This is a genomic window from Streptomyces sp. V4I8 (assembly GCF_041261225.1).
Lineage (GTDB): Bacteria > Actinomycetota > Actinomycetes > Streptomycetales > Streptomycetaceae > Streptomyces.
In genome coordinates this window covers 6,042,384-6,066,280 of the sequence record NZ_JBGCCN010000001.1, presented here as the reverse complement: position 1 = coordinate 6,066,280, position 23,897 = coordinate 6,042,384, and the positions used below count along the sequence as shown (strand labels likewise).

Genomic DNA, 23,897 nt, shown 5'->3' with positions numbered 1-23,897 from the left:
GCCTACAGGCTGACTCCGACCGTCACCGGCTCGTTGACCAGCGTGATGCCGAAGGTCTCACGGACGCCTGCGACGACCTCGCGGGCGAGGCCGAGGAGGTCCTCGGTGGTTGCCGCGCCGCGGTTGGTGAGGGCGAGGGTGTGCTTGGTGGAGATGCGGGCGGGGCCGGTGCCGTACCCCTTGGTGAAGCCCGCCTTGTCGATGAGCCAGGCCGCGGAGGTCTTGGTGTGGCCTTCCCCTGCGGGGTAGGCGGGCGGCTCCACGCCGTCGCCGAGGTGCTCACGCGCGCGCGCGTGGAACGCCGCGAACTGCTCGTCGGTGAGGATCGGGTTGGTGAAGAAGGAGCCGGCCGACCAGGTGTCGTGGTCCTCGGGGTCCAGGACCATGCCCTTCCCCGTACGCAGCTTCAGCACGGTCTCGCGAGCAGCGGCCAGGGGGACGCGGTCGCCGGGTTCGACGCCGAGGGCGCGGGCCGTCTCGGCGTACTTGATGGGGGCGGAGAGTCCGTCGGCGTCCTCCAGCCGGAAGCGGACGCGCAGGACGACGTAGCGCTCGGGGTCGGCCTTGAAGCGGCTGTGGCGGTAGGAGAACGCGCAGTCGGCGTTCGGGATGACGACGGTCTCGCCCGCGCGGCGGTCGTACGCGATCACCTCGGTGATCGTCGAGGAGACCTCCTGGCCGTAGGCGCCGACGTTCTGGATCGGCGTGGCGCCTGCGGAGCCAGGGATTCCGGCTAGGCACTCGACCCCGGCGAGGCCGGCCTCCACGGTCCGGGCGACGGCGTCGGTCCACACCTCGCCGGCGGCGAGTTCGAGGGTGGTGCCGTCCAGCTCGAAGCCCTTCGTGGCGATGACGAGCGCGGTGCCCGCGAAGCCCTTGTCGCCGATGACCAGGTTCGATCCGCCGCCGATGAGCAGCAACGGGGTCCCGTTGGCGTCCGCCTCGCGTACGACGTCGATGATCTCGGCGTCGGTGGTGGCGGTGACCAGGCGGGCGGCGGGGCCGCCCAGGCGGAAGCTGGTCAGGGGGGCGAGGGGGGCGTCGTGGAGTTCCTGCACGGGCTCAAGAGTACGAGACGGCACCGACAGCCCCGGCACCCATGGGGAACGCCGGGGCTCATGCGCGCACCACGCGCGCGTGCCGTTCACGTCAGACGCCGGAACGCCTCTGTCCAGTCGAGCGGAAGTTCATCGCTCGATGCCTGCCAGGTGGCGAACTTCGCGTCCCGCATCTGCGCGGACAGGCCCTGCGACGTCGGGGCATGGACGCCCGCGCGGGCGAAGGCCTTGAGCGCCGCGGGCGACTCCCATGCGGACAGCGTCCAGAAGGTCCGCTTGAACGGCTCGGCCTTCAAGGACGCCCCGTACGCTCCGGGCGCCCGGCTCACCTGCCGCCAGACACCCGGCGTACTGGCGAGGAAGCGGAGCGCTCCCCAGAGGGTGCGGGTCTCGAAACGTGAGGCGAAGACGTGCACCTCGGTGTGGCGTGGCGCGGGGTTCGGCACGGTCCAGGGAAGGGTGGGCATGACTGCTCCTCTTGGTCCGGGGTGTCAGCGGGAAGGTCAGCGGGAGGCCGTCTCCAGCACGTGCTCCGGCGCCTGCTCGGTCGGGCTCACGGCGCTGCCGCCACGCCGCCGGCCCGGGATCAGCAGGGCGGCGACGCCTGCGAGGGCTACCACCGCCGCGCCGGTGACCAGGGCGGGCCGCAGGCCGTCGACGAAGGTCTGGCCGGTCTCGTAGCCACCCTGCGCGGAGAAGATCGACCCCATGACCGCGATGCCGAGCGCACCGCCGACCTCGCGCAGGGCATTGTTGGCGCCGGAAGCGATGCCCTGTTCGGAGGCACGGACGCTGGACATGACCAGGTGGGAGGCCGGGGCGAAGAACAGGGCCATGCCGACGCCGCTGATGATCAGGCCGGGCAGCTGGGCGGCGTAAGAGACGTCGACGGTGACCACGGACGCCATGTAGGCGAGGCCGGCGGCCTGGAGGAAGAGTCCTGTGGCGACGACGGGTCGGCCGCCGATGCGGTCGGCGAGGATGCCGGCGATCGGCGCGACGAGCATCGGCATACCGGTCCAGGGCAGCATCCGCAGCCCCGCCTCGGTCGGCGAGTAACCGAGCACACCCTGCATGTACTGGCTGAGCAGGAAGATCGACCCGAACATACCGAGGAACATCAGCATGCTCGCGGCGTTGATCCCGGAGAACGCCCGGGAGCGGAACAGTCGCATCGGCAGCATCGGGTTCCTGGCCCGGGTGCTGTAGAGGACGAAGCCGACGAGCAGGGCACCTCCGGCGAACAGGCCGGTCAGGACCAGCCGCCCGGTCCAGCCGTCGGCTGGCCCGCGCACCAGGCCGTACACGATCCCGAACAGGCCCCCACTGGCGAGCAGGGTGCCGGGGATGTCGAGCGGGGAGCCGGTGCCGTACGACTCGGTCAGGCGCAGGCGGGCCAGCGGCAGCAGGGCGAGACCCAGCGGAACGTTCAGCCAGAAGATCCACTGCCAGGAGATGTGCTCGGTGAGGCTGCCGCCGATGAGCGGCCCGGACGCGACCGCGAGCCCGTTGACAGCACCCCAGATGCCGTACGCCATCCCGCGCTTGGCCGCGGGCACGGCCGCCGTCAGCAGGGTCAGCGTCAACGGCATCATGATCGCTGCGCCGACGCCCTGTACCGCTCGGGCGGCGATGAGGGAGTCGATGCCGGGCGCGAGAGCCGCGGCGGCGGACGCGCCGGTGAAGATCGCGATGCCGACGAGGAAGAGCCGGCGGCGGCCGAAGCGGTCCCCGAGCGCGGCGCCGAACATCAGCAGGACGGCGAAGGTGAGCGTATAGGCGCTGACCGTCCACTCCAGGTCGTGCAGCCCTCCGCCCAGGTCCTCACGGATGGAGGGCAGTGCGGTGGTGACGACGAGGTTGTCGAGTGCCGCCATGAACCCGGCGACGCTGGTGATGACGAGGGCCCAGACGGCCCCGCCGAGGCCGGTGGCCCGCCCGTTCAGTTCGGTCTGGTGTGACATCGCTCCCCCAGGGGTGATGCGTTCCGGTTCCTGTGGACGTTTGCACTAGGTAGTTATTGATCACTAACTTTTGAGGGCATGAAAGGGCGGGGCGAGCCCAGCTCCCCCACCCCTTACGGCCGCTCCTCACCCCGCTCCGGCGGCTCCAGCCCCGCCCAGATGCGGTGCCCGGGAGGAAATCCCATGGCCACCAGGCAGTTGATGAGCATGCCGTACGCCATGAAAGTCGTCGTCTCGTTGACGTCCGCCCCCAGCGGCAGATGAACGGTGTCCCACAGCCGCATCCACCCGGCGCGTACCGCCTCGCCGAACTCGTGGTCGCCCTCCTGTTCGGCGGCCGCCACGGCCAGGTACATCTGCATCTGCATCATCAGCCGCTCGGGCTGCTCCGAGACGACCTTCCGGTACGCGTCACCCATGGCATACAGGGCTTCCTCGCCCTCCAGCCCCTCGGAGGCTTCCGCGAACATCCGGATGGTGTCCTCCACGCAGCGCTCGGCCGCCGCCAGGAAGATCGCCTTCTTGCCCGGGAAGAGCCGGAAGAGATACGGCTGCGACACGCCGACCCGCTTGGCGATGACCTCGGTCGATGTGCCGTAGTAGCCGCCGCGAGCGAACTCGGTCATCGCCGCTCGAACGACGCTCTCGCGCCTCTCTTCTGCGCTCATCCTGGCCATGGAAGCAAGTTAGTACTCAATCACTAACTAAGTCAAGAGGCTGAAAATGTGTAAGGGGCGCTCCGCCATGGAGAACGCCCCTTACCTCACGGCACGCGCGTGCCGCTCACGTCAGCTGTACGACCGCCCGCGACATCCCGAGCACCTTCTGCCCGGCGCTCTTCACGAGCAGGTCCACGCGGACCTTGTTGTCGTCGAGCTTGGCCGCGACCTTGCCGCTGACCTCGATCGTGGCGCCCTGGTCGTCGTTCGGTACGACGACGGGCTTGGTGAAGCGGACGCCGTACTCGACGACCGCGGCCGGATCGCCGGCCCAGTCGGTGACCACGCGGATCGCCTCGGCCATGGTGAACATGCCGTGTGCGATGACGTCCGGCAGCCCGACCTCCTTGGCGAACTTCTCGTTCCAGTGGATCGGGTTGAAGTCACCGGAGGCGCCCGCGTACTGCACGAGTGTGGCGCGAGTCACGGGAAAGTTCTGGGCGGGCAGTTCGGTGCCGACCTCGACGTCACCGTACGCAATCTTCGCCGCCATCGCTCTCAGGCCTTCCCTTCTTCGGCGTCCAGCCCACGGGCCACGAGCTTCGTCCAGGCGGTCACGACGTGCTCCCCCGCCTCGTCGTGGACCTCGCCACGGACGTCCAGAATGTCGTTGCCCGCCATGGTCTTGACCGCCTCGATGGTCGAGGTGACGGTCAGCCGGTCGCCGGCGCGCACCGGGCGGGTGTACGCGAACTTCTGGTCGCCGTGCACGACACGGCTGTAGTCCAGGCCGAGCTGCGGGTCCTGGACGACCTGGCCCGCGGCCTTGAAAGTGATCGAGAAGACAAAGGTCGGCGGGGCGATCACATCGGGGTGGCCGAGTGCCTTGGCGGCCTCCGGGTCCGTGTACGCCGGGTTGGTGTCCCCCACCGCCTCCGCGAACTCACGGATCTTCTCCCGGCCCACCTCATAGGGGTCGGTGGGCGGGTAGCTCCGCCCCACGAAGGACTGGTCGAGCGCCATGGCTCGGCACCTCCTGCTGTCTGCTGCCGTTGACCTGCTGGTTCACCTGGGTCGGCCCAACCGACCGGTAACCGGGGCGGAAACGACGCGAGGCCGCCCCCCTACTGAGGGGGCGGCCTCGCGTACGAGCCTGATTTATCGCGTCTCGCGGTGCGCGGTGTGCGCGTTGCAACGCGGGCAGTGCTTCTTCATCTCAAGTCGGTCCGGGTTGTTACGCCGGTTCTTCTTGGTGATGTAGTTCCGCTCCTTGCACTCCACGCAGGCCAGCGTGATCTTCGGGCGGACGTCGGTGGCAGCCACGTGAGTGCTCCTTGACGAACGGATAGGACTGATTCAACGCATAAAAGAGTAGCCGATCGAAGGACCGACCCCACAATCGGCTACTGTCAGTAGCGGTGACCGGACTTGAACCGGTGACACAGCGATTATGAGCCGCTTGCTCTACCGACTGAGCTACACCGCTGTGATGCGATCGGAACCCGCCTTGCGGCGGGAACCTCCCACACCAGAGCCCCAATACGGAATCGAACCGTAGACCTTCTCCTTACCATGGAGACGCTCTACCGACTGAGCTATTGGGGCGAGCGATGAAGACATTACACGCTCGGCCGCCGTTCACCCAAATCCGTTTCGCGGCACCCCCCGAGAGCCGAACGGAGCACCCCACAGACGCCTCGCAGGCCACTGCGGCAGCGCGGGGGCGCGGCTCCGTTCGGCGGACCACACCGGTACGACTATTGCGCTCCTGCGCGCCAGTGCCGTATCGCCACCCTAGGCTCGACTCACTCTGCGTGATCTTGCCTCTGGAGCGCGATGCCCGACAGCCACCCCCAGCCGCCCCACTCGTCGTCCTCGTCGGGCTCGTCCGGACCGGCCGACCCGGGTGCACTGCTGCTCTGCGGGGCGCGGCTCACCGACGGCCGGACCGTGGACGTACGGCTGGGCGGCGGGCGCATCGAGGCGGTCGGCACCGCCGGGAGTCTGGCGGGGGACGGCACGCGCGCGTGCGGCACGCGTGTGGACCTCGGCGGCTATCTGCTCGTGCCGGCCCCGGCCGAACCGCACGCCCACGCCGACACCGCGCTCTCCGCCGACGAGGGCGGACCGGTCTCCTACGACCCCCAGGACGTCCAGCGCCGGGCCACCGAGGCCGCCCTGCTCCAGCTCGGGCACGGGGCGACCGCGCTGCGGGCACACGTGCGCGTGGGCGACGTCCAGGGGCTGGGCGCCCTGACCGCCGTACTGCAGGCACGGCGTTCCCTGCGCGGGCTCACCGAGTTGACGACGGTGGCGATGCCCCGGCTGCTGACCGGCGTGGCCGGCGCCGACGGGCTGGCGATGCTGCGGGACGCGCTGAAGATGGGCGCGTCGGTGGTCGGCGGGTGCCCGGATCTGGACCCGGATCCCACGGGTTACGTGGAGGCGGTCCTGGAGGTCGCCTCCGAGCACGGCTGCCCTGTCGATCTGCATACCGACGCCACGGATCCGGCGCGCCTGGCCCGCCTCGCCGCAATGGCCGGCGGACTGCGCCCCGGCGTGGCCCTCGGGCCCTGCGGCGGCCTGGGACGCCTGCCCGCCCAGACGGCCTCCCGTACCGCGGACCAGCTCGCCGCGGCCGGGGTGACGGTGGTGTGCCTGCCGCAGGGCGGTTGCGGGGGCGCGGAACGGCGCAGCACAGCGCCCGTACGGCTGCTGCGCGCCGCCGGCGTACGGGTCGCTGCCGGAAGCGGCGCCCTGAGGGACGTATCGAATCCGGTGGGACGCGGAGATCCGCTGGAGGCCGCCTACCTGCTGGCCTCACGCCACGGGCTGCGCCCCGAGGGCGCGTACGACGCCGTGAGCGCGTCGGCACGTGCGGTGCTGGGCCTGCCCGAGGTGCGGGTGGAGGCGGGCTTCCCGGCCGAGTTGCTGGCGGTGCGCGGGGACCGGCTGGCGGGGGCGCTGTCGCTGGCGTACAGCCGCATCGTGGTGCACCGGGGGCGCGTGGTGGCGCGGACCAGCGCGGTGCGGGAGTACTGCAACTCGGCCGTGGCGGCGGAGTTGGGGTTGCCGCGGCAGGGGCGGGGGGAGTTGTCCTGAGGGATGCGGGGGTAGGTGCGTGAGCGGGCTGTCCTGTGGTCCTGAGGTCCTGAGGGACGCGGGGCAGGTGCTTGAGGGTGGGGCGGGGAGCGGGTTGGGGCGCGCAAGTGGTGCGTGGGCAGTCCGCGCGCCCGGCGTCCGGCGTGAGAGGTGCGCCCGTGGAGGCGTGATGCCCGCGCCTGTGGCGATGTGAGGCGTGGCTGAAGTCGTGCGGCGGATGCGGCCGTCCGGGCGTACGGTCGGAGACATGCGCATTGTCATCGCTGGTGGTCATGGTCAGATCGCGCTGCGGCTGGAGACGCTGCTCGCCGCGCGCGGAGACGAGGTCGCGGGGATCATCCGGAAGGCCGAACAGAGCGACGATCTGCGGGAGGCCGGCGCCGAACCGATCGTGCTGGACCTGGAGTCGGCCTCCGTCGAGGAGGTCGCGGAACAGCTGCGGGGCGCGGACGCGGCGGTCTTCGCGGCCGGCGCCGGTCCGGGCAGCGGAACGGACCGCAAGGACACGGTGGACAAGGGCGCGGCGGTCCTGTTCGCGGACGCGGCGGTCCGGGCGGGCGTACGGCGCTTCCTGGTCGTGTCGTCCATGGGCGCGGATCCGGCGCACGAGGGTAGCGAGGTCTTCGACGTCTACCTGCGCGCCAAGGGCGGAGCCGACGAGTATGTGCGCGGCCTCGACGGCCTGGACTGGACGATCCTGCGCCCCGGCATGCTGACGAACGACGCCGGAACCGGTCTGGTGCGCCTGGAGGCTCACACCGGCCGCGGTCCCATCCCGCGCGACGATGTGGCCGCCGCACTCGCGGAGTTGCTCGACACCCCGGCCACGGCCGGTCTGACGCTCGAACTCATCAGCGGCTCGGCCCCGGTGTCGGTGGCGGTGAAGTCGGTGGCGGGGAACTGAAGATGGGCTCGGAGGGGGTTCCCGCCGCGCAGGAGGCGCTGTTGCGCCGCATGTACGAGGTCTTCTCGACGGACGAGCGAGAGCCCTTCATGGAGCGGTGCCTGGCACCCGACGTGGACTGGCCGAACGTCCTGGACGGGGTCCAGCTGCACGGGCGCGCGGCAGTACGCGCGTACTGGGCGCGGCAGTTCGCCGCCGGGCATCCCCTCGTCCGGCTGGAGGGACTCCGGCCGGACGCGGACGGCGAGGCTGTGGTGGCGACGGTACGACCCGGGATGTGCGACGCGTCCGGTGACCGGTGGGCGGAGGACACGGTCGAGCACGTGTACCGGTTCGACGGGGACGGGCTGGTGACGCGGATGGATGTGCGGACCCGGTCCTTGGGCGGTGCGGCCGCTTCGGGGTGAAGGCGAGATTCGGCGCGGGAGGACGGGACTCGACGCGGACGGGACTCGACGCGGGAAGGTTGCGGTGACTCGGTGGGTGGGGTGCGCGGTCCGGCTGGGCGCGTGGGGCTCGCCGTCCGGCTCGGTGGGTGAGGCTGGCGGTCCGGCTCGATGGGTGCTCAGAACAGCGGCAGCTGGCCGGGGAACTCGGGCACGACGTACCCGTCCAACGCGGGCTGCGCGGCCCCGAGTTGTGCCTGCCGCCGCGATCCGGGACAGGACACGAGTTCACCGTTCTCCCGCGCGCCGGGCGGATCGTGCCGGGCGAACCGACCGGCGGCGACTGCGATCTCACGACGGCACTCGGGGCAGTTTCTGCGGCGCATGGACATGGGATCAGTGTGCCCCGGGCCTGGCTTCGGAACGCGAAAACCCCTCCGCTCTACGTTTCCGCAGATCGGAGGGGTATCCCCAGTGTGGCGGCGCCAGGATTCGAACCTGGGAAGGCTGAGCCGGCAGATTTACAGTCTGCTCCCTTTGGCCGCTCGGGCACACCGCCGGGGTTTGCTGCCGTTCGAACCGCTTTTCGGCGGTGCTCCGTGGCAACGACGTAAACAATACCCGATGTGGAGGGGTGCTTCGCCACCCGATTGATCGCCGCCCGGGGGACGAGGGGTGGCTAGGCTTGTCCGGATGCGGTCCGGGTTCCGCCCCGGGCTCGGCGGCCACCCCCACGCCCGCCGATACGCACCCCACACGCACCCCGATACAAGGAGCCACAGGACATGGCCGACTCCAGTTTCGACATCGTCTCGAAGGTCGAGCGGCAGGAGGTCGACAACGCCCTCAACCAGGCCGCCAAGGAGATCTCACAGCGCTACGACTTCAAGGGCGTGGGTGCCTCGATCTCGTGGTCCGGTGAGAAGATCCTGATGGAGGCGAACTCCGAGGACCGGGTGAACGCTGTCCTCGACGTCTTCCAATCCAAGCTGATCAAGCGCGGGATCTCGCTGAAGGCCTTGGACGCGGGCGAGCCCCAGCTCTCGGGCAAGGAATACAAGATCTTCGCGTCGATCGAGGAGGGCATCTCCCAGGAGAACGCGAAGAAGGTGGCGAAGATCATTCGCGACGAGGGCCCGAAGGGCGTGAAGGCCCAGGTGCAGGGCGACGAGCTGCGGGTCAGCTCCAAGAGCCGGGACGACCTCCAGGCCGTGATCGCCCTGCTGAAGGGCAGGGACTTCGACTTCGCGCTGCAGTTCGTGAACTACCGGTGAGCCACTGATCCGACGCCGGCACCGGCTGTGCTTCGGTTCGGCTTCAGCTTCAGCTCGATGCCTGACGAGAAAGGGTGGGCACCCCAGGGTGCCCACCCTTCTCGCCTGCTGGCTGCGGTCCGGGGATGTGCTCGCCTCGCTCAGTTGCGTGAGTGGCCGAACAGCAGGCGGTAGGCGATCAGGAGCACCAGGGAGCCGCCGATCGCTGCGGCCCAGGTGGTGCCGTCGTAGAAGTCCTTGGTGATCGGGTGGTCCAGCCAGCGGGCCGATATCCAGCCACCGATGAACGCACCGGCGATGCCGATGACCGTGGTGCCGATGAAGCCGCCCGGGTCGCGGCCCGGCAGCAAGAACTTGGCGATGGCTCCGGCCAGCAGCCCCAGAATGATCCAGCTGATGATCGTCATGCCGTGAACCTGCCCTTCCGCGCTGTGCCTGCACTTTCCCGGCACTGTGATTTCGGGCGCGCTTGTTCGTGCTCTGTTGATGAACAGGACGTCACGGCGGCACCCCTCGGTTGCAGCAGTCAGTAGGGTTCCGGCCATGAAACGGTCCAGCCCCGCTCCCTCCGAGCTGCGGCGCACCCTCGGTGTCGGCGACGCCGTGGTCATCGGGCTCGGCTCGATGGTCGGGGCCGGAATCTTCGCCGCCCTGGGCCCCGCCGCCCGCGCGGCCGGATCCGGGCTGCTGCTCGGACTCGCGGTCGCGGCCCTGGTCGCCTACTGCAACGCCACGTCGTCGGCGCGACTGGCTGCCCTGTATCCGGCCTCGGGCGGCACGTATGTGTATGGGCGCGAGCGGCTCGGCGTGTTCTGGGGATATCTCGCGGGCTGGTCGTTCGTGGTCGGTAAGACGGCCTCCTGTGCGGCGATGGCGCTCACCGTGGGCGCGTACGTCTGGCCGGGACAGGCGCACGCGGTGGCGGTGGCGGCCGTGGTGGCGCTGACTGCGGTGAATTACGGCGGTATCCAGAAGTCCGCCTGGCTGACGCGGGCGATCGTGGCAGTGGTCCTGGCTGTCCTCGCTTCTGTGGTGGTCGTGTGTCTGGGATCCGGGCAGTCCGATGCCGGGCGCCTGGACGTCGGGGCCTCGGGCGGCGTGGACGGTGTGCTGCAGGCGGCGGGGCTGCTGTTCTTCGCGTTCGCGGGTTACGCGCGCATCGCGACCCTCGGTGAGGAGGTGCGGGACCCGGCGCGCACCATTCCCCGGGCGATTCCGCTGGCCCTGGGCATCGCGCTGACGGTGTACGTGTGTGTGGCGGTGGCTGTCCTTTCCGTGCTGGGGTCGGAGGGGCTCGGGCAGGCGGACGCGCCGCTGGCCGACGCGGTGCGGGCGGCCGGGGTGCCAGGGCTGGCGCCGGTGGTTCGGGTGGGCGCGGCCGTCGCGGCGTTGGGCTCTCTGCTCGCCCTGATCCTGGGCGTGTCACGGACGACGCTGGCCATGGCCCGCGACCGGCATCTGCCCAGCGCCCTGGCCGCCGTGCATCCGCGCTTCCAGGTGCCGCACCGGGCCGAATTGGCCGTGGGGGTGGTGGTCGCGGTCCTGGCCGCCACGGTGGACGTGCGGGGCGCGATCGGGTTCTCCTCCTTCGGCGTGCTGGCGTATTACGCGGTGGCCAATGCCGCGGCCTGGACTCTCGACTCGGCGGCGATTTCGCGAGTTGTGCCGGCGGTGGGACTTCTCGGGTGCGTGGTCCTCGCGTTCTCCCTTCCGGAGATCTCGGTTGTGGTGGGGGCGGGTGTGCTGGCGGTGGGTGTGGTCGCGTACGGCGTGCGGGAGTGGAGGGCGAAGCGGTCGGGTGACCGGGGGCTGTAGGCCGACGCACGCGCATGTGCCGCTGGCCACGGGGCTTGCGGCGGCGGGGGGAGGTGGTGGGGGCCGAAGCGGCTGGCGATCCGAGTGGCATGGCCTGTCCGCTCAGCGACCGTCGGGGCGCAGTCGGGCGGCCATCGTGTGCGCTCAACGGCCGTTGATCCACTCCACCGGACCGTCGGTCCATGCACCGACCGCCGATTCACGCCCGCTCAGGACACTCGTGCCGCGGCAGTGCGTATACGGAAGTCGGCCCAAGGGACCGGCTCCAGCTCCTCGTTCATCTCCTCGTACCAGCCCGTGCCGTCGAGCCAGGCGCGCAGCCAGTCCGTGAGGCTCGGGGCGTCCACGTACCACGCCTGGTCGGCGTCGTCGGCGTTCGGTTCGAAGAGCAGGACCGTGGCCTGAGGGCTGTGGCAGTCCACGCACGCGTACATCGCGCAGCCCCAGTGGGATATCGGCAGGACGCCCTCGGGCCAGGGCCAGTCGGGGTCCCTCTGGGCGTTCTCGCGGTTGGCGAGGTACTGCGTGACGGCGGCGGGCTCGCCGGCCGGAGGACTGTCGAGCAGGGGCAACAAGCCGTACTCCGGACCGAATCCGCCGTCACCTATGCGCAGGTAGAGGTCGGCGAGCAGCAAGGGCAGGCGGAAACCGAGCGCGGCCTCGGCACGGGCCAGGGTGGCCGCGTCCACGGGCTCGGGGAGAGAAGTCCAGCCCCACGGGCGGATGGTGCGGGCCTTGTCCGCCACCCTCGTCAGCAACTGCTCGTTCTCGGTCATGCGTTCATGATGCAAGCCGCCACTGACAATCGGTCCGGCCTGTGGATAACCGTGTGGCTGTGGAAAAGCGTGCGGCTTATGGCCCCCTCCCCCTGGGCCTCCTGCGCGCCGAAAGCTCCTACCAGCTCGACGCGAAAGGCTGGTTCGTCGACACGATCTCGCGGCCCAGCGGGAACAACGACACCGGGATCAGCTTGAAGTTGGCGATGCCGAACGGGATGCCGATGATCGTGACGCACAGGGCGAGGCCGGTGACGATGTGGCCGATCGTCAGCCACCAGCCGGCGAGGACCAGCCACAGGACGTTGCCTATGCAGGAGGGCGCTCCGGCGTCGCGACGCTCGACCGTGGTGTACCCGAAGGGCCACAGGGCGTAGACACCGATGCGGAAGGCCGCGATGCCGAACGGGATGCCGATGATGGTGATGCAGAGGAGGAGGCCCGCGAGCATGTAGCCGAGGAACAGCCAGAAGCCGCTCAGGACGAGCCAGATGACGTTGAGGATGGTCTTCACTGTGGGGGGCCTGCCATCTTTTCGAGCCGGGCGATACGGTCCGCCATCGGCGGGTGGGTGGAGAACATTTTGGAGAACCCCTGCCCCGGGCGGAAGGGGTTCGCGATCATCATGTGGCTGGCGGTCTCGATGCGGGGCTCGGGGGGCAGCGGGAGCTGCTTGGTGCCGAGTTCGAGCTTGCGCAGGGCACTGGCGAGGGCGAGCGGATCGCCGGTGAGCTGGGCGCCGGACGCGTCGGCCTCGTACTCCCGGGACCGGCTGATGGCCAGCTGGATGAGCGTGGCGGCGAGCGGGCCGAGGATCATGATCAGCAGCATGCCGAGGATGCCGGGACCGTCGTCGTCATCTGAGCGGCCGATCGGGATCAGCCAGGCGAAGTTGACGAGGAACATGATCACGGAGGCGAGTGCGCCGGCGACCGACGAGATCAGGATGTCGCGGTTGTAGACGTGGCTCAACTCGTGGCCGATGACACCCCGCAGCTCGCGTTCGTCGAGGATGCGCAGGATGCCTTCCGTGCAGCACACGGCGGCGTTGCGCGGGTTGCGGCCCGTCGCGAACGCGTTCGGCGCCTCCGTCGGTGAGATGTAGAGGCGGGGCATGGGCTGTCGGGCCTGGGTGGAGAGTTCGCGGACCATGCGGTACAGGGCCGGGGCCTCGAACTCGCTGACCGGGCGGGCGCGCATCGCACGCAGCGCCAGCTTGTCGCTGTTCCAATACGCGTACGCGTTCGTGCCCAGCGCGATCAGGACCGCGACGACGAGCCCCATCCGGCCGAAGAAGCTGCCGATGACGATGATGACTGCGGACAGTCCCCCGAGGAGGACTGCGGTCCTGAGCCCGTTGTGCCGGCGGTGCACGGTACGCCCTCCAAGTGGTGCGGCAGGGGAACCCTTTGCTGGTCGATCTCCGATGCCACTGGTGCCGTGATGTCACGTCCAGTGGACCCTTCTGTACTGGTCAACGCCAGGCGAGGGCCACGGGTTCCCTGGTGCGTCCGGCGGCGGGCGTGGGCCGACCGGGTGAAGGCGCCGGCGTGCGGCTGGGCACGCGTGGAGGCGGAGTGCCTCACGCGCGCGTGCGGAGTGCGCCGGGGCCCAGAAGAGGCCGGGTCAGAAGAGGCCGGTATCGGCGAACCGCAGGATCAGCTGGGGGGCTCCGGACAGCGCGATGGCGACGACTCCGGTGAGGGCCAGCGAGGCCGTCAGCGGCGCGGGGACGAGGTGCCTGACGGCCTCGCCCTCGGGGGCGCGGAACAGCAGGGCCGTCCACTGGAGGTAGTAGAACAGCGCGATCACGACGTTGACGGCCATGACCACGGCCAGCCAGCCCAGGCCCGCGTCGACGGCGGCGGAGAAGACGGTGACCTTGGCGAAGAGGCCGATGATGCCCGGCGGGAGTCCGGCGAGGCAGAGCAGAAAGAAGGCCATGATCAGGGCGGACAAGGGGTTCCGCGCGTACAGGCCGCGGTAGTCGCTGATCCGGTTGAGGGGCTTCGTACGGCTGACAAGTGCGGCCACCGCGAAGGCTCCGAGGTTCACGGCGGCGTACATGAGGGCGTAGGCGACGGTGGAGCCGATGGACCGCTCGGCGTCGTCGGAGTACGCGGCGGCGGCGATCGGCACCAGGAGGTAGCCGGCCTGGCCCACGGAGGACCAGGCGAGCAGGCGAACCGCGCTGTACGCGCGCGTGGCCTGCTGTCGCAGTGCGCCGACGTTGCCGACGGTCATGGTGAGGGCGGCCAGCGCCGCGAGGGCCGGGCCCCAGACGTCGGCGTACGACGGTAGGGCGATGACCGTGACGAGGATCAGGCCGGTGAAGCCGACCGCCTTGCCGACGACCGACAGATAGGCGGCGACCGGGAGGGGCGCGCCCACGTAGGTGTCCGGCACCCAGAAGTGGAAGGGGACGGCGGCCGTCTTGAAGGCGAAGCCGACCAGGGTGAGGACGACTCCGGTCTGGGCCAGGGTCTGGAGCTGTCCGTCGACGTTCTGGATCCGGTCGGCGATCTGGGTGAGGTAGAGGGTGCCCGTGGAGGCGTACACGAAGCTGATGCCCATGAGGCTGACGGCGGTCGCGGTGACCGAGGACAGGAAGAACTTCAGGGCCGCTTCGGAGGACTTGCGATCGCCATGGCGGAGACCGACGAGCGCGAAGGCCGGGAGGGAGGCGACTTCGAGGGCGACGATGAGGGTCGCCAGGTCTCGGGAGGCCGGCAGCAGGGCGGCTCCGGCGGCGGAGGAGAGCAGCAGGAACCAGAACTCCCCTTCGGGGAGTTCCTTGTTGGCGTCCTTGAGGGCGGTGACCGACAGGAGGGCCGCGAGGAGTGCGCCGCCGAGGACCAGGAACTGGATGACGAGGGTGAACCGGTCTGCCGTATAGCTGCAGACGCCGGCATCGCCTGTCAGGCAGAAGGTGGAGCGGTCGCCGTCGAGGAGGGGGATGAGCAGGAGCAACGAGGCGGCCAGGCCGGTCACGGACGTCCAGCCGAGCAGGGCTTTCTTCTTCTCTCCGACGAACAGGTCGGCGACGAGGACCACGAGTCCGACGAGCGCCGCGACGGTGGGCGGCGCGACGGCGAGCCAGTCGACGGACTGGACCACCGACTCGGCCAGGGGCTGGGCCAGGGAGCTCATCGGGTGCCTCCTGCGAGGAGCTGCTGCACGGCCGGGTCGGTGAGGCCGAGGAGGGTCTTGGGCCACAGTCCGGCGACGACGGTGAGGGCGACGAGCGGGGTCCAGGCCGCGAACTCGTATGTCTGGACGTCGGCGATCTTCGGGGCGTCCTGCGGTGTGGCGCCCATGCAGACTCGGCGGACCACGACGAGCAGGTAAGCGGCGGTGAGCAGGGTGCCGAAGGCGCCGATCGCCATGAAGGTGAGGAAGGCCGGGCGGCTGAGGCCGGCGGCGGGCTCGAACGCGCCGAACAGCGCGAGCATCTCGCCCCAGAACCCTGCGAGGCCCGGCAGCCCGAGGGAGGCGACCGCGGCGAACGCGAGCAGGCCGCCGAGGCGCGGTGCCTTGCCGTAGAGCGCGGCGCCGGTCTGCTCGGCGAGGGCGTCGAGGTCGGTGGTGCCAGTGCGGTCCTTCAGCGCGCCGACCAGGAAGAAGAGGAGGCCGGTGATGAGGCCGTGGGCGATGTTGGCGAACAGGGCGCCGTTCACGCCGGTCGGGGTCATCGTCGCGATGCCGAGGAGGACGAAGCCCATGTGGCCTACGGAGGAGTAGGCGATGAGGCGCTTGAGGTCGCCTTTCGCGCCCTGCTTGGCGAGGGCGAGGCAGGCCAGGGATCCGTAGATGATCCCGACGACGGCGAAGGCGGCGAGGTACGGCGCGAAGTCGGCGAAGCCGTCGGGAGCGATCGGCAGGAGGATTCGGACGAAACCGTACGTGCCCATCTTCAGCAGCACACCGGCCAGCAGGACCGAACCGACGGTCGGCGCGGCGGTGTGGGCGTCGGGCAGCCAGCTGTGCAGCGGCCACATCGGCGTCTTGACCGCGAGCCCGATCCCGATTGCCAAAACGGCGATGACCTGCACGGATGCGGACAGCGACCGGCCGTTGTCAGTGGCGAGTGCCACCATGTCGAATGTGCCCGCCTTGATTCCGATCAGGAGCAGGCCGAGCAGCATGACGACGGAACCGAGCAGCGTGAAGAGGATGAACTTCCAGGCGGCCTCGGCCCGGCCCTCGCCGCCCCAGCGGGCGATGAGGAAGTACATCGGGATGAGGACCATCTCGAAGGCGAGGAAGAAGAGGAGCAGGTCCAGCACGGCGAAGCTGGCGAGGGTGCCGGACTCCAGGACTAGCAGCAGTGCGACGAACGCCTTCGGGGTCGGGCCCGAAGGCATCTTGAAGTACGAGTAGAGCGCGCAGAGGAAGGTCAGCAGCGCGGTCAGGACGAGAAGGGGTAGGGAGATGCCGTCGATGCCGAGGTGGATACGCACGTCGAGTGCGGGGATCCAGCTGATGTCCGTGCTGGCCTGCATCTTCGACGGCTGGTCGTGGTCGAAGCCGAGCGCCAGGACGATCGCGGCGATCAGGACCGCACCGGTGACGGTGACACCGTGCCGGAGCACGGCCTGGTCGGGCGACTTCCCCTTCAGCCCGGGCGGGGCGGGCAGGAGAGCGGCGGCGGCACCGAGGAGAGGGCCGACGACGACGAACGCCAGAAGAAACTGCATCACGGACTCGCTGATATCGATCACGCCTGCTCACGCTCCCGTGGCGACGAGGACGGCGGCGACCGCGAGGACGACGGTGCCGGCGAGCAGCGCGCTCACATAGGTCTGCACATTGCCGGTCTGGGCGCGCCGTACGGCGACGCCGAGCCAGCGGGGTAGCGCACCCGCCCCACGGACGTAGGTGTCGACGACCTCGCGGTCGAGGAACCGGACGAGACTCGCCCCGGCCTGGACCGGGCGGACGAACAGCGCCCGGTAGACGGCGTCGAGGTGGAAGCCGACGGCGGCATGGCGGTGCAGCGGGCCGAGCAGCAGCCGGCCCGGGTCCGCCGGGTCGGGTGCGTAGGCCACTCCCCCGTACACGGGCGCGTGGCTGGCGATGGCCTCGGCCTCGACCTGGGCGGCGTCCCCCTCGGGGTGGGCCGCGACCGCACCCAGCGGGACGCGCGCCGCCAGGGCCGTGGTGTGGCGCCAGGCCGCGTAGGTGATGATGCCGCCGACCAGGGCCACGCCCGTGCCGAGGACGGAGGTGGTGAGGGTCGGGGCGAGGTCGCGGCCGTCGAACCAGTCGGGGAGCACGCGGTAGGCGAGGGCGCCGACGGCGAGGGACGGGACAGCGAGCACCCACAGCACCACGGTCATCGTCAGCGGCTGCCTGCCGTGGTCGGGGGCCTCGGCGCCCCGGCCGTGGAAGGCCAGGAGCCACAACCGCATCGCGTAGGCGGCGGTGAGCAGGGCCGTGAGCAGGCCGGCGACGAGGACGACCCAGCCGGAGGCGCCCGGGACGCGCTCGGCGTGGCCGGCGGCTGCGTGCTCGGCGGCGCCGAGGACGGACTCCTTGGAGAAGAAGCCGCTGAACGGCGGGATCGCGGCGAGCGCGAGGAGCGCCACGGTCATCGTCCAGTAGGCGTCGGGGACGCGGTCGCGCAGATGGGTCATGCGGGACATGGCGGCCAGCGAGTTGGTGCCGGCGGCGTGGATGATCACGCCGGCCGCGAGGAACAGCAGCGCCTTGAAGGCGCCGTGCGAGAGGAGGTGGAAGACGGCGGCACCGCGGTCGGCGACAGCGAGCGCACCGGTCATGTAGCCGAGCTGGCCGATCGTCGAGTAGGCGAGGACGCGCTTGATGTCGTCCTGGGCGAGCGCGGCCAGGCCCGAGCCGATCATCGTGACGGCGGCCATCACGGCGAGGACGATCATCGCGGCCTGGGAGGCCTCGAAGACCGGGAGGAGACGGGCGATGAAGTAGACACCGGCGGCGACCATGGTCGCGGCATGGATCAGCGCGGAGACGGGCGTCGGGCCCGCCATCGCGTCGGGGAGCCAGGTGTGCAGCGGGAACTGCGCCGACTTGCCCGCCACGCCGGCCAGGAGCAGCAGGGCGATCAGCGTCGGATGGTCGAGTCCGCCGCTCGCGACGGTGCCGAGGATCTTCGTGATGCGGAAGGAACCGGCGTCGGTGGCCAGCGCGAACAGTCCGATGAGGAAGGGGACGTCACCGAGCTTGGTCACCAGGAAGGCCTTGATGGAGGCGGCGCGGGCCTCCGGGGTCTCCCAGTAGTGGCCGACCAGGAAGTACGAGCAGATGCCCATGATCTCCCAGCCGACCAGCAGCACCATCAGGTCGCCGGAGTAGACGACGAGCAGCATCGCGGAGGTGAAAAGGGAGACGAGCGCGGCGTACGAGGGGTAGCGCGGGTCCTCGCGCAGGTAACCCGTGGAGTAGATCTGCACGCAGGTGGCGACGACGCCGACGAGTACGGCGACGAGGGCGGCGAAGCCGTCGATGTGCAGGGCGAGTTCGATCGGGACCGAACCGGTGGGCGTGAGCTCGGTGGCGGCGTTGATCGCCTGGTCGCCGCCCTGGCGCACGGCGACCACCGCGGCGAGCACGAGGGACGCGAGCGCCGGCAGTACGGCGAACGGGCGGACGAAGCCGGGGGCCGTACGGCCCAGGAGCAGGCCGGCCGCGGCGCCCAGGAACGGCAGGAGGGGGACGAGGACGGCGAGGGTGGTCGTGGTCACGCGGTGGCCTCAGCCTTCTCGGCCTGCGCGGCCGTGGAGGCGTCGCGGTCGGGGCCGTCGGTTTCGTGACCCTCGGCGGTGTCGCGGAGCTTGTCGATGTCCGAGGTACCGCGGTTGCGGTGGACGGCGAGGACGATCGCCAGGCCGATGCCGATCTCGGCGGCGGCGATGGTGATCGTAAACAGGGTCAGGGCCTGGCCGGAGTGCAGGGTCTCCTCGGCGGCCTTGCTGAGCCAGACGTCGAAGGCGACCAGGTTGAGGTTGACGGCGTTGAGCATCAGCTCGACCGACATCAGGACCAGGATCGCGTTGCGGCGGGCGAGGACGCCGTACAGGCCGGTGCAGAAGAGGAGGGCGGAGAGTACGGCGGGGTAGGCGAGGTGCATCAGCGGGCGCCTTCCTGCTCGGTCGGCTCAGTTCCCTCGGACGACCCATTTCGCCGGATCGGGTGATTGCGGGAATCCGGGGCGGATGGGGAACTCCCGGTCTTGGCCCGGGAGTTCATAGGGGGAGAGCTCGACTCCGCCTTCGCCTTGCGGGACAGGACGATCGCGCCGACCAGGGCGGCAAGGAGGAGGACGGAGAGGGCCTCGAAGGGGAGGACCCAGTTCTGGAAGAGGCTTTCGCCGGTGGCCCTGGTGGAGCCGGCGGCGGGCCCGTCGAGGTCGATCCAGGTCGTGCGGAAGGCGTCGACGACCACCCAGACCAGGGTGGCCGCGGAGGCCAGGGCCACGGTGAGGGCGGCCCAGCGGTTGCCGGAGTCGGCGTCCGGGGAGCGGCCGATGGGGGCCCTGGTGAGCATCAGACCGAACAGAAGGAGGACGACGACGGAACCGACGTAGATGAGGACCTGCACCCAGGCGATGAACTCGGCGGTGAGCAGGAGGTACTCGACGGCGAGGCCGCCGAGCGTGACCACCAGCCACAGGGCGGCGTGCACCAGCTGCCGGGTGGTGACGGTGACCAGGGCGGCGCCGAAGGTGACCAGGCCGACGAGGAGGAAGACGATCTCGACGCCGGTCGGGGAGAGAAAGCCGTGTGTGTCGGCGGCCGTGGTCAGCGCGGCGTGGGTGGGACTCACGACTCGCCCTCCTGCGGCTCGGTCGGCTCTTTCGGCTCGGCCTGGGCGGCCGCCAGCTTCTCGGCGGTCTTGCGGGCGGCGGCGATCTCCTTGGGCTCCTCCGCGCCGGGGTCGAGGGCGGGCGGGGCCGGGACGGTCCACATCCACTCGCGGAGCTTGTCGCGCTCGTGGGTGAGGTCGCGGATGTCGGTCTCGGCGTACTCGAACTCCGGGGACCAGAACAGGGCGTCGAAAGGACACACCTCGATGCAGATACCGCAGTACATGCACAGGGAGAAGTCGATGGCGAAGCGGTCGAGGACGTTGCGGCTGCGTTCGCGGCCGCCTGGGGTCGCTGCCGGGACCGTCTCCTTGTGGGAGTCGATGTAGATGCACCAGTCGGGGCACTCACGGGCGCACAGCATGCAGACCGTGCAGTTCTCCTCGAACAGGCCGATCACGCCGCGGGTGCGGGGCGCGAGGTCGGGCTGGGTGTCCGGGTACTGCGCGGTGACGGACTTCCTCGTCATCGTGCGGAGGGTGACGGCCAGGCCCTTGGCGAGGCCGGAGCCGGGGATGGGGGCCATGGTTACTGGATCACCACCTTGACGACGCCGGTGAGGGCGATCTGGGCGAGGGAGAGGGGGACGAGGAGGGTCCAGGAGAGCTTCTGGAGCTGGTCCTCACGCAGACGGGGATAGGTCACGCGGAGCCAGATCACGATGAAGGCGAGGACGGCCGTCTTGAGCAGGGTCCAGACCCAGCCCAGGCCGTCGGCGCCCCAGGGGCCGTGCCAGCCGCCCAGGAAGAGGACGGTGGTCAGGCCGCACAGGACGACGATTCCGGCGTACTCGGCGAGGAGGAAGAGAGCGAAACGGAGGCCGGTGTACTCGGTGTAGGCACCGAAGATGATCTCCGAGTCGGCGACGGGCATGTCGAAGGGCGGGCGTTGGAGCTCGGCGAGTCCGGCGACGAAGAAGACGATCGCGCCGACGATCTGCCAGGGCAGCCACCACCACTCGAAGGCATCGAGGATGCCGGGGAGGGAGACGGTGCCGGCCGCCATGGCCACGGAGGCGGCGGTGAGCAGCATCGGGAGTTCGTAGGCCAGGAGCTGGGCGGCGGTGCGGAGGCCTCCGAGGAGGGAGAACTTGTTGGCGGAGGCCCAGCCGGCCATGAGCGAGCCGAGGACGCCCACGCCCATGACCGCCAGGACGAAGAAGATGCCCGCGTCGATGACCTCCCCGACCGCGCCCTCGCCCGGGCCGATGGGGATGGCGAGGAGGACGAGCAGATAGGGGAGGAGGGCCACCGCGGGGGCGAGCTGGAAGATACGGCGGTCCGCGCCCGTCGGGACGATGTCCTCCTTCTGCGCGAACTTCACGCCGTCGGCGACGAGCTGGGCCCAGCCGTGGAAGCCGCCCGCGTACATCGGGCCGAGGCGGCCCTGCATATGGGCCATGACCTTGTGCTCGGTCTGGCCGATGAGCAGGGGGAAGGTGAGGAAGACGACGAAGACGATCAGGAGTCGCAGGGTGACGTCCAGCGCGTCGTTCACTGCGGGCCTCCTGCGGGGTCTGTGCGATCGCTGTGATCGGTGGGGTCGGTTGGCTCTGTGGGGTCGTCGGTGGAGTCTGCGGTGTCACCGCGCTCGTCGGTGGTGGCCTCGTCAGTGGTGGCCTCACCGGGCTCGGGACGGCCGGGCTGGTCGGGGGCCGACGCGGGCTGCGGCTCGGGCTCGTCGAAGGCGGGGCGGGCGTGGTGCCAGGGGGCGTCCGGGCTTCGGGGGGCTGTGGGGGGTGTCGGAGCTGCCTCTGACGCGGCCGCCTCTGACGCAGCAGCATCTGACGCAGGTGTGCCGGACGGAGTCGTGTCCGGTGTCGGCGGCGCCTCGGAAGTCGGCCTCTGGCTTGCGGAGCCGTCCGAGGCGCTGCGTGAGCGGCGGGGGCCGGCCGGGGCGGTGCCCGTTCCCGGGCGCTGCGATGCCGAGCCTTCGCTCGCGCTGCGTGTCCGCCGAGCGGGCGGGGTGGAGGTCGCTGCCGTCTGCGGCCCGTCCCCCGCTCCCTCGCTCGTCGTGTCCGTCGGCGCCTCGGCCCGCTGGCTCGCCGAGCCCTGGCCGGCGCTCCTCGAACGCCGAGGTGTGGTCGGCGGCGTGCCGGTGCCCGCCGGAGACGCGCCCGCCTCCGTCGGGGGCTCGGCCGCTCCTGCGGCGGCCGTCCGGCCCGCTGAACCGTCTGCGGCCGAAGCCGCTCCCTGCCCGCTGACCGCCCCTTGCTGGCTGACCGACCCTTCCGACGCCGTACGCGCCCGCCGCGTCGCACCCGCGCCGGACGCCGGAGCAGTGCCCGCAGCCGGGGCCTCCGCCTGGCTGGCCGAGCCCTCCGCTGCCGTACGGGCACGCCGTACTGGGCGTTCTCCCGCTGCCCTGGCCGGGCGTTCTCCCGCCGCGCGCCCCGCGCCTCTGGCCGGGCGGGCCGGGGCGGGGGGGAGCTGGCCCTTCAGGGGGCCCCATTCGTTCGGGTCGGGGACGCCGGGGGGCAGCATCTGGCGGCGCTTGGGGCCGCCGTGTTCGGACTCGCCGGGTTCCTTGGCGCCGGGCCAGGCCTTGGCGACGCGGGCTGCCAGGACGAAGTCCTTGCGGAGGGGGTGGCCCTCGAAGTTGTCCGGGAGGAGGAGGTGGTCCAGGGCGGGGTGGTCGGCGAACAGGACGCCGAACATCTCGTGCGTCTCGCGTTCGTGCCAGGCGGCGCCCGCGTACACGCCGACCGCCGAGGGCAGCGTGGGCGCCTCGTGCGGGACGGTCGTACGGACCAGCAGGCGTCGTACCGGAGACAGGGCGGCGACGTGGGCGGCGACGCGGAAGCCCGTGCCGGGTTCATCGACCGCGCTCAGCCAGTCGAAGTAGGTGCAGCCCAGTTCGTCGCGGGCGGCCTCCAGGGCCGTGAGCCAGGACGTGGAAGGCACGTCGACCGTGAGGACCTCGTACGACTCCTCGGCGGTGGCCTCCGGGCCGAAGAGGTCCTCGACGGGGGCGGGCAGCCAACCGGTCGTCGTCATCGGTCGCCCTCCCCCGCGCCCGTGCCCCTCACGCCACCGGGGCCCGGCGCCTCCGGAGCGCTGACCAGACCGCTCTGGAGCGCCGCCGCGGAGGGGCGCGCCGTCCCGCTGCCGTACCGCTCGCCCAGCGACTCCCGGGCGATCTTCTCCTGGAGCTTCAGGATTCCCTGGAGCAGCGCCTCGGGGCGGGGCGGGCAGCCGGGGACGTACACGTCCACCGGGATGATCTGGTCGACGCCCTTGGTGACGGAGTAGGAGTCCCAGTAGGGGCCGCCGCAGTTGGAGCAGGCCCCGAAGGAGATGACGTACTTCGGCTCGGGCATCTGCTCGTACAGGCGTTTCACGGCCGGGGCCATCTTGTCCGTGACCGTGCCGGAGACGACCATCAGGTCGGCCTGGCGCGGGCCCGGCGCGAACGGGATCACGCCGAGGCGGATGAAGTCGTGGCGGGCCATCGACGCGGCGATGAACTCGATCGCGCAGCAGGCGAGGCCGAAGTTGAAGACCCAGAGCGAGTAGCGGCGGCCCCAGTTGAGGATCACCTTCATCGGCTCCGGGGCCAGGCGGGCCAGCGCGCCCAGCCGCTTCGGCTCCGGCAGCAGAACGGGCTGCCCTTCGGTGTCTGGCGTCACGTCCATGCCAGGACGCCCTTCTTGTATGCGTAGAGCAGGCCCACGGCCAGGAAGCCGAGGAAGATGAACATCTCGACGAGGGTGGTCGCGCCGTAGCCCGGGTCGGCGAAGACCGTGGCCCAGGGGAACAGGAAGATCGAATCGATGGCGAAGATCACGTAGAGGAAGGCGTACACGTAGTAGCGGACCTGGGTGTGGGCCCAGCCCTCACCGACGGGGTCGACGCCGCACTCGTACGTCAGGAGCTTCTCGGGCGTGGGGACCACGGGGCGCAGCAGGCGGCCCGCCCCGAAGGCGACGGCGACGAACAGCACGCCGATGACGGCCAGCAGTCCGACGACCGAGTAGGACTGGAAGTAGTCCGCCGAGACGACGACGTAATGCACATCCGCCGCGACGACGACGGTCTGTTCCGACACGTCCGCCCCTCGCTCCCTGACCTCGTTACCTCGTGACCGGTGCCCTGCGACAACACCAGTGTCCTGCGA

General features: G+C 70.5%; 27 protein-coding genes and 3 tRNA genes. 5 read left to right on the top strand and 25 right to left on the bottom strand.

Annotated elements, in window-relative coordinates:
* Nucleotides 1-2: 2 nt before the first annotated feature.
* The 9 genes from ABIE67_RS27665 to ABIE67_RS27625 form a co-directional block, all read right to left on the bottom strand.
* Complete coding sequence (locus ABIE67_RS27665) at nt 3-1,058, bottom strand: UDP-N-acetylmuramate dehydrogenase (protein WP_370262875.1); 1,056 nt, start codon at nt 1,056-1,058, stop codon at nt 3-5.
* A gap of 86 nt (nt 1,059-1,144) precedes the next feature.
* Complete coding sequence (locus tag ABIE67_RS27660) at nt 1,145-1,525, bottom strand: DUF3291 domain-containing protein (RefSeq protein ID WP_370262873.1); 381 nt, start codon at nt 1,523-1,525, stop codon at nt 1,145-1,147.
* Between the two features lie 36 nt (nt 1,526-1,561).
* Complete coding sequence (locus tag ABIE67_RS27655; protein WP_370262871.1) at nt 1,562-3,022, bottom strand: MFS transporter; 1,461 nt, start codon at nt 3,020-3,022, stop codon at nt 1,562-1,564.
* A gap of 113 nt (nt 3,023-3,135) precedes the next feature.
* Nucleotides 3,136-3,699 carry a TetR/AcrR family transcriptional regulator gene (locus tag ABIE67_RS27650; RefSeq protein WP_370262868.1) on the bottom strand — a complete coding sequence of 188 codons (564 nt, stop codon included), beginning with the start codon at nt 3,697-3,699 and terminating at the stop codon, nt 3,136-3,138.
* A 106-nt stretch (nt 3,700-3,805) separates the two neighbouring features.
* Entirely contained in the window at nt 3,806-4,234 is a 429-nt protein-coding gene (locus ABIE67_RS27645) for a MaoC family dehydratase (protein ID WP_370262864.1), read from the bottom strand.
* 5 nt (nt 4,235-4,239) lie between these two features.
* Nucleotides 4,240-4,704, bottom strand: coding sequence for a MaoC family dehydratase N-terminal domain-containing protein (locus ABIE67_RS27640; RefSeq protein WP_370262860.1), 465 nt, complete (start codon nt 4,702-4,704; stop codon nt 4,240-4,242).
* A 135-nt stretch (nt 4,705-4,839) separates the two neighbouring features.
* Entirely contained in the window at nt 4,840-5,004 is a 165-nt protein-coding gene (gene rpmG / locus ABIE67_RS27635; RefSeq protein WP_003948671.1) for a 50S ribosomal protein L33, read from the bottom strand.
* A gap of 90 nt (nt 5,005-5,094) precedes the next feature.
* A tRNA-Met gene (locus tag ABIE67_RS27630) sits at nt 5,095-5,167 on the bottom strand.
* Between the two features lie 46 nt (nt 5,168-5,213).
* A tRNA-Thr gene (locus tag ABIE67_RS27625) sits at nt 5,214-5,286 on the bottom strand.
* Nucleotides 5,287-5,517: 231 nt separating this feature from the next.
* Here ABIE67_RS27625 and ABIE67_RS27620 point away from each other — a divergent pair.
* The 3 genes from ABIE67_RS27620 (at nt 5,518) to ABIE67_RS27610 (ending at nt 8,094) form a co-directional block, all read left to right on the top strand.
* The gene (locus ABIE67_RS27620) at nt 5,518-6,783 is read left to right on the top strand and encodes an amidohydrolase family protein (RefSeq protein ID WP_370262850.1); all 1,266 of its coding nucleotides are present in this window, start codon (nt 5,518-5,520) and stop codon (nt 6,781-6,783) included.
* 247 nt (nt 6,784-7,030) lie between these two features.
* Nucleotides 7,031-7,687 carry an SDR family oxidoreductase gene (locus ABIE67_RS27615; protein ID WP_370262847.1) on the top strand — a complete coding sequence of 219 codons (657 nt, stop codon included), beginning with the start codon at nt 7,031-7,033 and terminating at the stop codon, nt 7,685-7,687.
* 2 nt (nt 7,688-7,689) lie between these two features.
* Nucleotides 7,690-8,094, top strand: coding sequence for a nuclear transport factor 2 family protein (locus ABIE67_RS27610; protein ID WP_370262842.1), 405 nt, complete (start codon nt 7,690-7,692; stop codon nt 8,092-8,094).
* A gap of 158 nt (nt 8,095-8,252) precedes the next feature.
* Here ABIE67_RS27610 and ABIE67_RS27605 read toward each other — a convergent pair whose 3' ends face one another.
* On the bottom strand, nt 8,253-8,465 hold the full coding sequence (locus ABIE67_RS27605; protein WP_370262840.1) for a hypothetical protein: 213 nt from the start codon (nt 8,463-8,465) through the stop codon (nt 8,253-8,255).
* An 85-nt stretch (nt 8,466-8,550) separates the two neighbouring features.
* Nucleotides 8,551-8,632, bottom strand: a tRNA-Tyr gene (locus ABIE67_RS27600).
* Between the two features lie 226 nt (nt 8,633-8,858).
* On the opposite strand from ABIE67_RS27600, the gene ABIE67_RS27595 reads away from it, so the two are divergent.
* Nucleotides 8,859-9,347 carry a YajQ family cyclic di-GMP-binding protein gene (locus ABIE67_RS27595; RefSeq protein WP_370262836.1) on the top strand — a complete coding sequence of 163 codons (489 nt, stop codon included), beginning with the start codon at nt 8,859-8,861 and terminating at the stop codon, nt 9,345-9,347.
* Between the two features lie 140 nt (nt 9,348-9,487).
* Here the strand turns inward: ABIE67_RS27595 and ABIE67_RS27590 are convergent, their stop codons facing one another.
* Nucleotides 9,488-9,754: a GlsB/YeaQ/YmgE family stress response membrane protein gene (locus tag ABIE67_RS27590; protein ID WP_370262831.1), complete on the bottom strand. Its 267-nt coding sequence runs from the start codon at nt 9,752-9,754 to the stop codon at nt 9,488-9,490.
* A 136-nt stretch (nt 9,755-9,890) separates the two neighbouring features.
* Between ABIE67_RS27590 and ABIE67_RS27585 the strand changes: the two genes are divergently transcribed.
* Nucleotides 9,891-11,162: an APC family permease gene (locus ABIE67_RS27585; protein ID WP_370262827.1), complete on the top strand. Its 1,272-nt coding sequence runs from the start codon at nt 9,891-9,893 to the stop codon at nt 11,160-11,162.
* Between the two features lie 209 nt (nt 11,163-11,371).
* Here ABIE67_RS27585 and ABIE67_RS27580 read toward each other — a convergent pair whose 3' ends face one another.
* The 13 genes from ABIE67_RS27580 to ABIE67_RS27520 form a co-directional block, all read right to left on the bottom strand.
* A complete protein-coding gene (locus ABIE67_RS27580; protein ID WP_370262823.1) occupies nt 11,372-11,938 on the bottom strand; it encodes an SMI1/KNR4 family protein in 567 nt (188 codons plus the stop codon).
* A 118-nt stretch (nt 11,939-12,056) separates the two neighbouring features.
* On the bottom strand, nt 12,057-12,452 hold the full coding sequence (locus ABIE67_RS27575) for a YccF domain-containing protein (protein WP_370262821.1): 396 nt from the start codon (nt 12,450-12,452) through the stop codon (nt 12,057-12,059).
* On the bottom strand, nt 12,449-13,312 hold the full coding sequence (gene htpX, locus ABIE67_RS27570) for a zinc metalloprotease HtpX (protein ID WP_370262818.1): 864 nt from the start codon (nt 13,310-13,312) through the stop codon (nt 12,449-12,451). The genes ABIE67_RS27575 and htpX overlap by 4 nt, the downstream gene beginning before the upstream one ends.
* A 252-nt stretch (nt 13,313-13,564) precedes the next feature.
* Entirely contained in the window at nt 13,565-15,088 is a 1,524-nt protein-coding gene (locus ABIE67_RS27565; RefSeq protein WP_370262815.1) for an NADH-quinone oxidoreductase subunit N, read from the bottom strand.
* Nucleotides 15,085-16,659: a NuoM family protein gene (locus ABIE67_RS27560; protein WP_370262812.1), complete on the bottom strand. Its 1,575-nt coding sequence runs from the start codon at nt 16,657-16,659 to the stop codon at nt 15,085-15,087. Before ABIE67_RS27560 ends, ABIE67_RS27565 begins: the two co-directional genes overlap by 4 nt.
* A gap of 6 nt (nt 16,660-16,665) precedes the next feature.
* Nucleotides 16,666-18,660, bottom strand: a complete 1,995-nt coding sequence (locus tag ABIE67_RS27555; RefSeq protein WP_370262810.1) for an NADH-quinone oxidoreductase subunit L — start codon at nt 18,658-18,660, stop codon at nt 16,666-16,668.
* Complete coding sequence (gene nuoK, locus ABIE67_RS27550) at nt 18,657-19,046, bottom strand: NADH-quinone oxidoreductase subunit NuoK (protein ID WP_370262804.1); 390 nt, start codon at nt 19,044-19,046, stop codon at nt 18,657-18,659. The genes ABIE67_RS27555 and nuoK overlap by 4 nt, the downstream gene beginning before the upstream one ends.
* Nucleotides 19,046-19,741, bottom strand: a complete 696-nt coding sequence (locus ABIE67_RS27545) for an NADH-quinone oxidoreductase subunit J (RefSeq protein WP_370262802.1) — start codon at nt 19,739-19,741, stop codon at nt 19,046-19,048. Before ABIE67_RS27545 ends, nuoK begins: the two co-directional genes overlap by 1 nt.
* Nucleotides 19,738-20,307 (bottom strand): NADH-quinone oxidoreductase subunit I, encoded by a 570-nt coding sequence (locus tag ABIE67_RS27540; protein WP_370262800.1) that lies wholly within the window; start codon nt 20,305-20,307, stop codon nt 19,738-19,740. The genes ABIE67_RS27545 and ABIE67_RS27540 overlap by 4 nt, the downstream gene beginning before the upstream one ends.
* 2 nt (nt 20,308-20,309) lie before the next feature.
* On the bottom strand, nt 20,310-21,278 hold the full coding sequence (locus tag ABIE67_RS27535) for an NADH-quinone oxidoreductase subunit H (RefSeq protein ID WP_370262797.1): 969 nt from the start codon (nt 21,276-21,278) through the stop codon (nt 20,310-20,312).
* On the bottom strand, nt 21,275-22,777 hold the full coding sequence (locus tag ABIE67_RS27530; RefSeq protein WP_370262795.1) for an NADH-quinone oxidoreductase subunit C: 1,503 nt from the start codon (nt 22,775-22,777) through the stop codon (nt 21,275-21,277). Before ABIE67_RS27530 ends, ABIE67_RS27535 begins: the two co-directional genes overlap by 4 nt.
* Nucleotides 22,774-23,415, bottom strand: a complete 642-nt coding sequence (locus tag ABIE67_RS27525) for an NADH-quinone oxidoreductase subunit B (protein ID WP_370262793.1) — start codon at nt 23,413-23,415, stop codon at nt 22,774-22,776. The genes ABIE67_RS27530 and ABIE67_RS27525 overlap by 4 nt, the downstream gene beginning before the upstream one ends.
* Nucleotides 23,406-23,828 (bottom strand): NADH-quinone oxidoreductase subunit A, encoded by a 423-nt coding sequence (locus ABIE67_RS27520; RefSeq protein WP_328424719.1) that lies wholly within the window; start codon nt 23,826-23,828, stop codon nt 23,406-23,408. Before ABIE67_RS27520 ends, ABIE67_RS27525 begins: the two co-directional genes overlap by 10 nt.
* Nucleotides 23,829-23,897 lie beyond the last annotated feature (69 nt).

Coding starts and splice junctions, on each gene's coding strand:
- ABIE67_RS27660 (WP_370262873.1), bottom strand. CDS start 1,525: ATGCCCACCCTTCCCTGGACCGTGCCGAACCCCGCGCCACGCCACACC.
- ABIE67_RS27655 (WP_370262871.1), bottom strand. CDS start 3,022: ATGTCACACCAGACCGAACTGAACGGGCGGGCCACCGGCCTCGGCGGG.
- ABIE67_RS27650 (WP_370262868.1), bottom strand. CDS start 3,699: ATGGCCAGGATGAGCGCAGAAGAGAGGCGCGAGAGCGTCGTTCGAGCG.
- ABIE67_RS27645 (WP_370262864.1), bottom strand. CDS start 4,234: ATGGCGGCGAAGATTGCGTACGGTGACGTCGAGGTCGGCACCGAACTG.
- ABIE67_RS27640 (WP_370262860.1), bottom strand. CDS start 4,704: ATGGCGCTCGACCAGTCCTTCGTGGGGCGGAGCTACCCGCCCACCGAC.
- ABIE67_RS27620 (WP_370262850.1), top strand. CDS start 5,518: ATGCCCGACAGCCACCCCCAGCCGCCCCACTCGTCGTCCTCGTCGGGC.
- ABIE67_RS27615 (WP_370262847.1), top strand. CDS start 7,031: ATGCGCATTGTCATCGCTGGTGGTCATGGTCAGATCGCGCTGCGGCTG.
- ABIE67_RS27610 (WP_370262842.1), top strand. CDS start 7,690: ATGGGCTCGGAGGGGGTTCCCGCCGCGCAGGAGGCGCTGTTGCGCCGC.
- ABIE67_RS27605 (WP_370262840.1), bottom strand. CDS start 8,465: ATGTCCATGCGCCGCAGAAACTGCCCCGAGTGCCGTCGTGAGATCGCA.
- ABIE67_RS27595 (WP_370262836.1), top strand. CDS start 8,859: ATGGCCGACTCCAGTTTCGACATCGTCTCGAAGGTCGAGCGGCAGGAG.
- ABIE67_RS27590 (WP_370262831.1), bottom strand. CDS start 9,754: ATGACGATCATCAGCTGGATCATTCTGGGGCTGCTGGCCGGAGCCATC.
- ABIE67_RS27585 (WP_370262827.1), top strand. CDS start 9,891: ATGAAACGGTCCAGCCCCGCTCCCTCCGAGCTGCGGCGCACCCTCGGT.
- ABIE67_RS27580 (WP_370262823.1), bottom strand. CDS start 11,938: ATGACCGAGAACGAGCAGTTGCTGACGAGGGTGGCGGACAAGGCCCGC.
- ABIE67_RS27565 (WP_370262815.1), bottom strand. CDS start 15,088: ATGAGCTCCCTGGCCCAGCCCCTGGCCGAGTCGGTGGTCCAGTCCGTC.
- nuoK (WP_370262804.1), bottom strand. CDS start 19,046: ATGCACCTCGCCTACCCCGCCGTACTCTCCGCCCTCCTCTTCTGCACC.
- ABIE67_RS27540 (WP_370262800.1), bottom strand. CDS start 20,307: ATGGCCCCCATCCCCGGCTCCGGCCTCGCCAAGGGCCTGGCCGTCACC.
- ABIE67_RS27530 (WP_370262795.1), bottom strand. CDS start 22,777: ATGACGACGACCGGTTGGCTGCCCGCCCCCGTCGAGGACCTCTTCGGC.
- ABIE67_RS27525 (WP_370262793.1), bottom strand. CDS start 23,415: ATGGACGTGACGCCAGACACCGAAGGGCAGCCCGTTCTGCTGCCGGAG.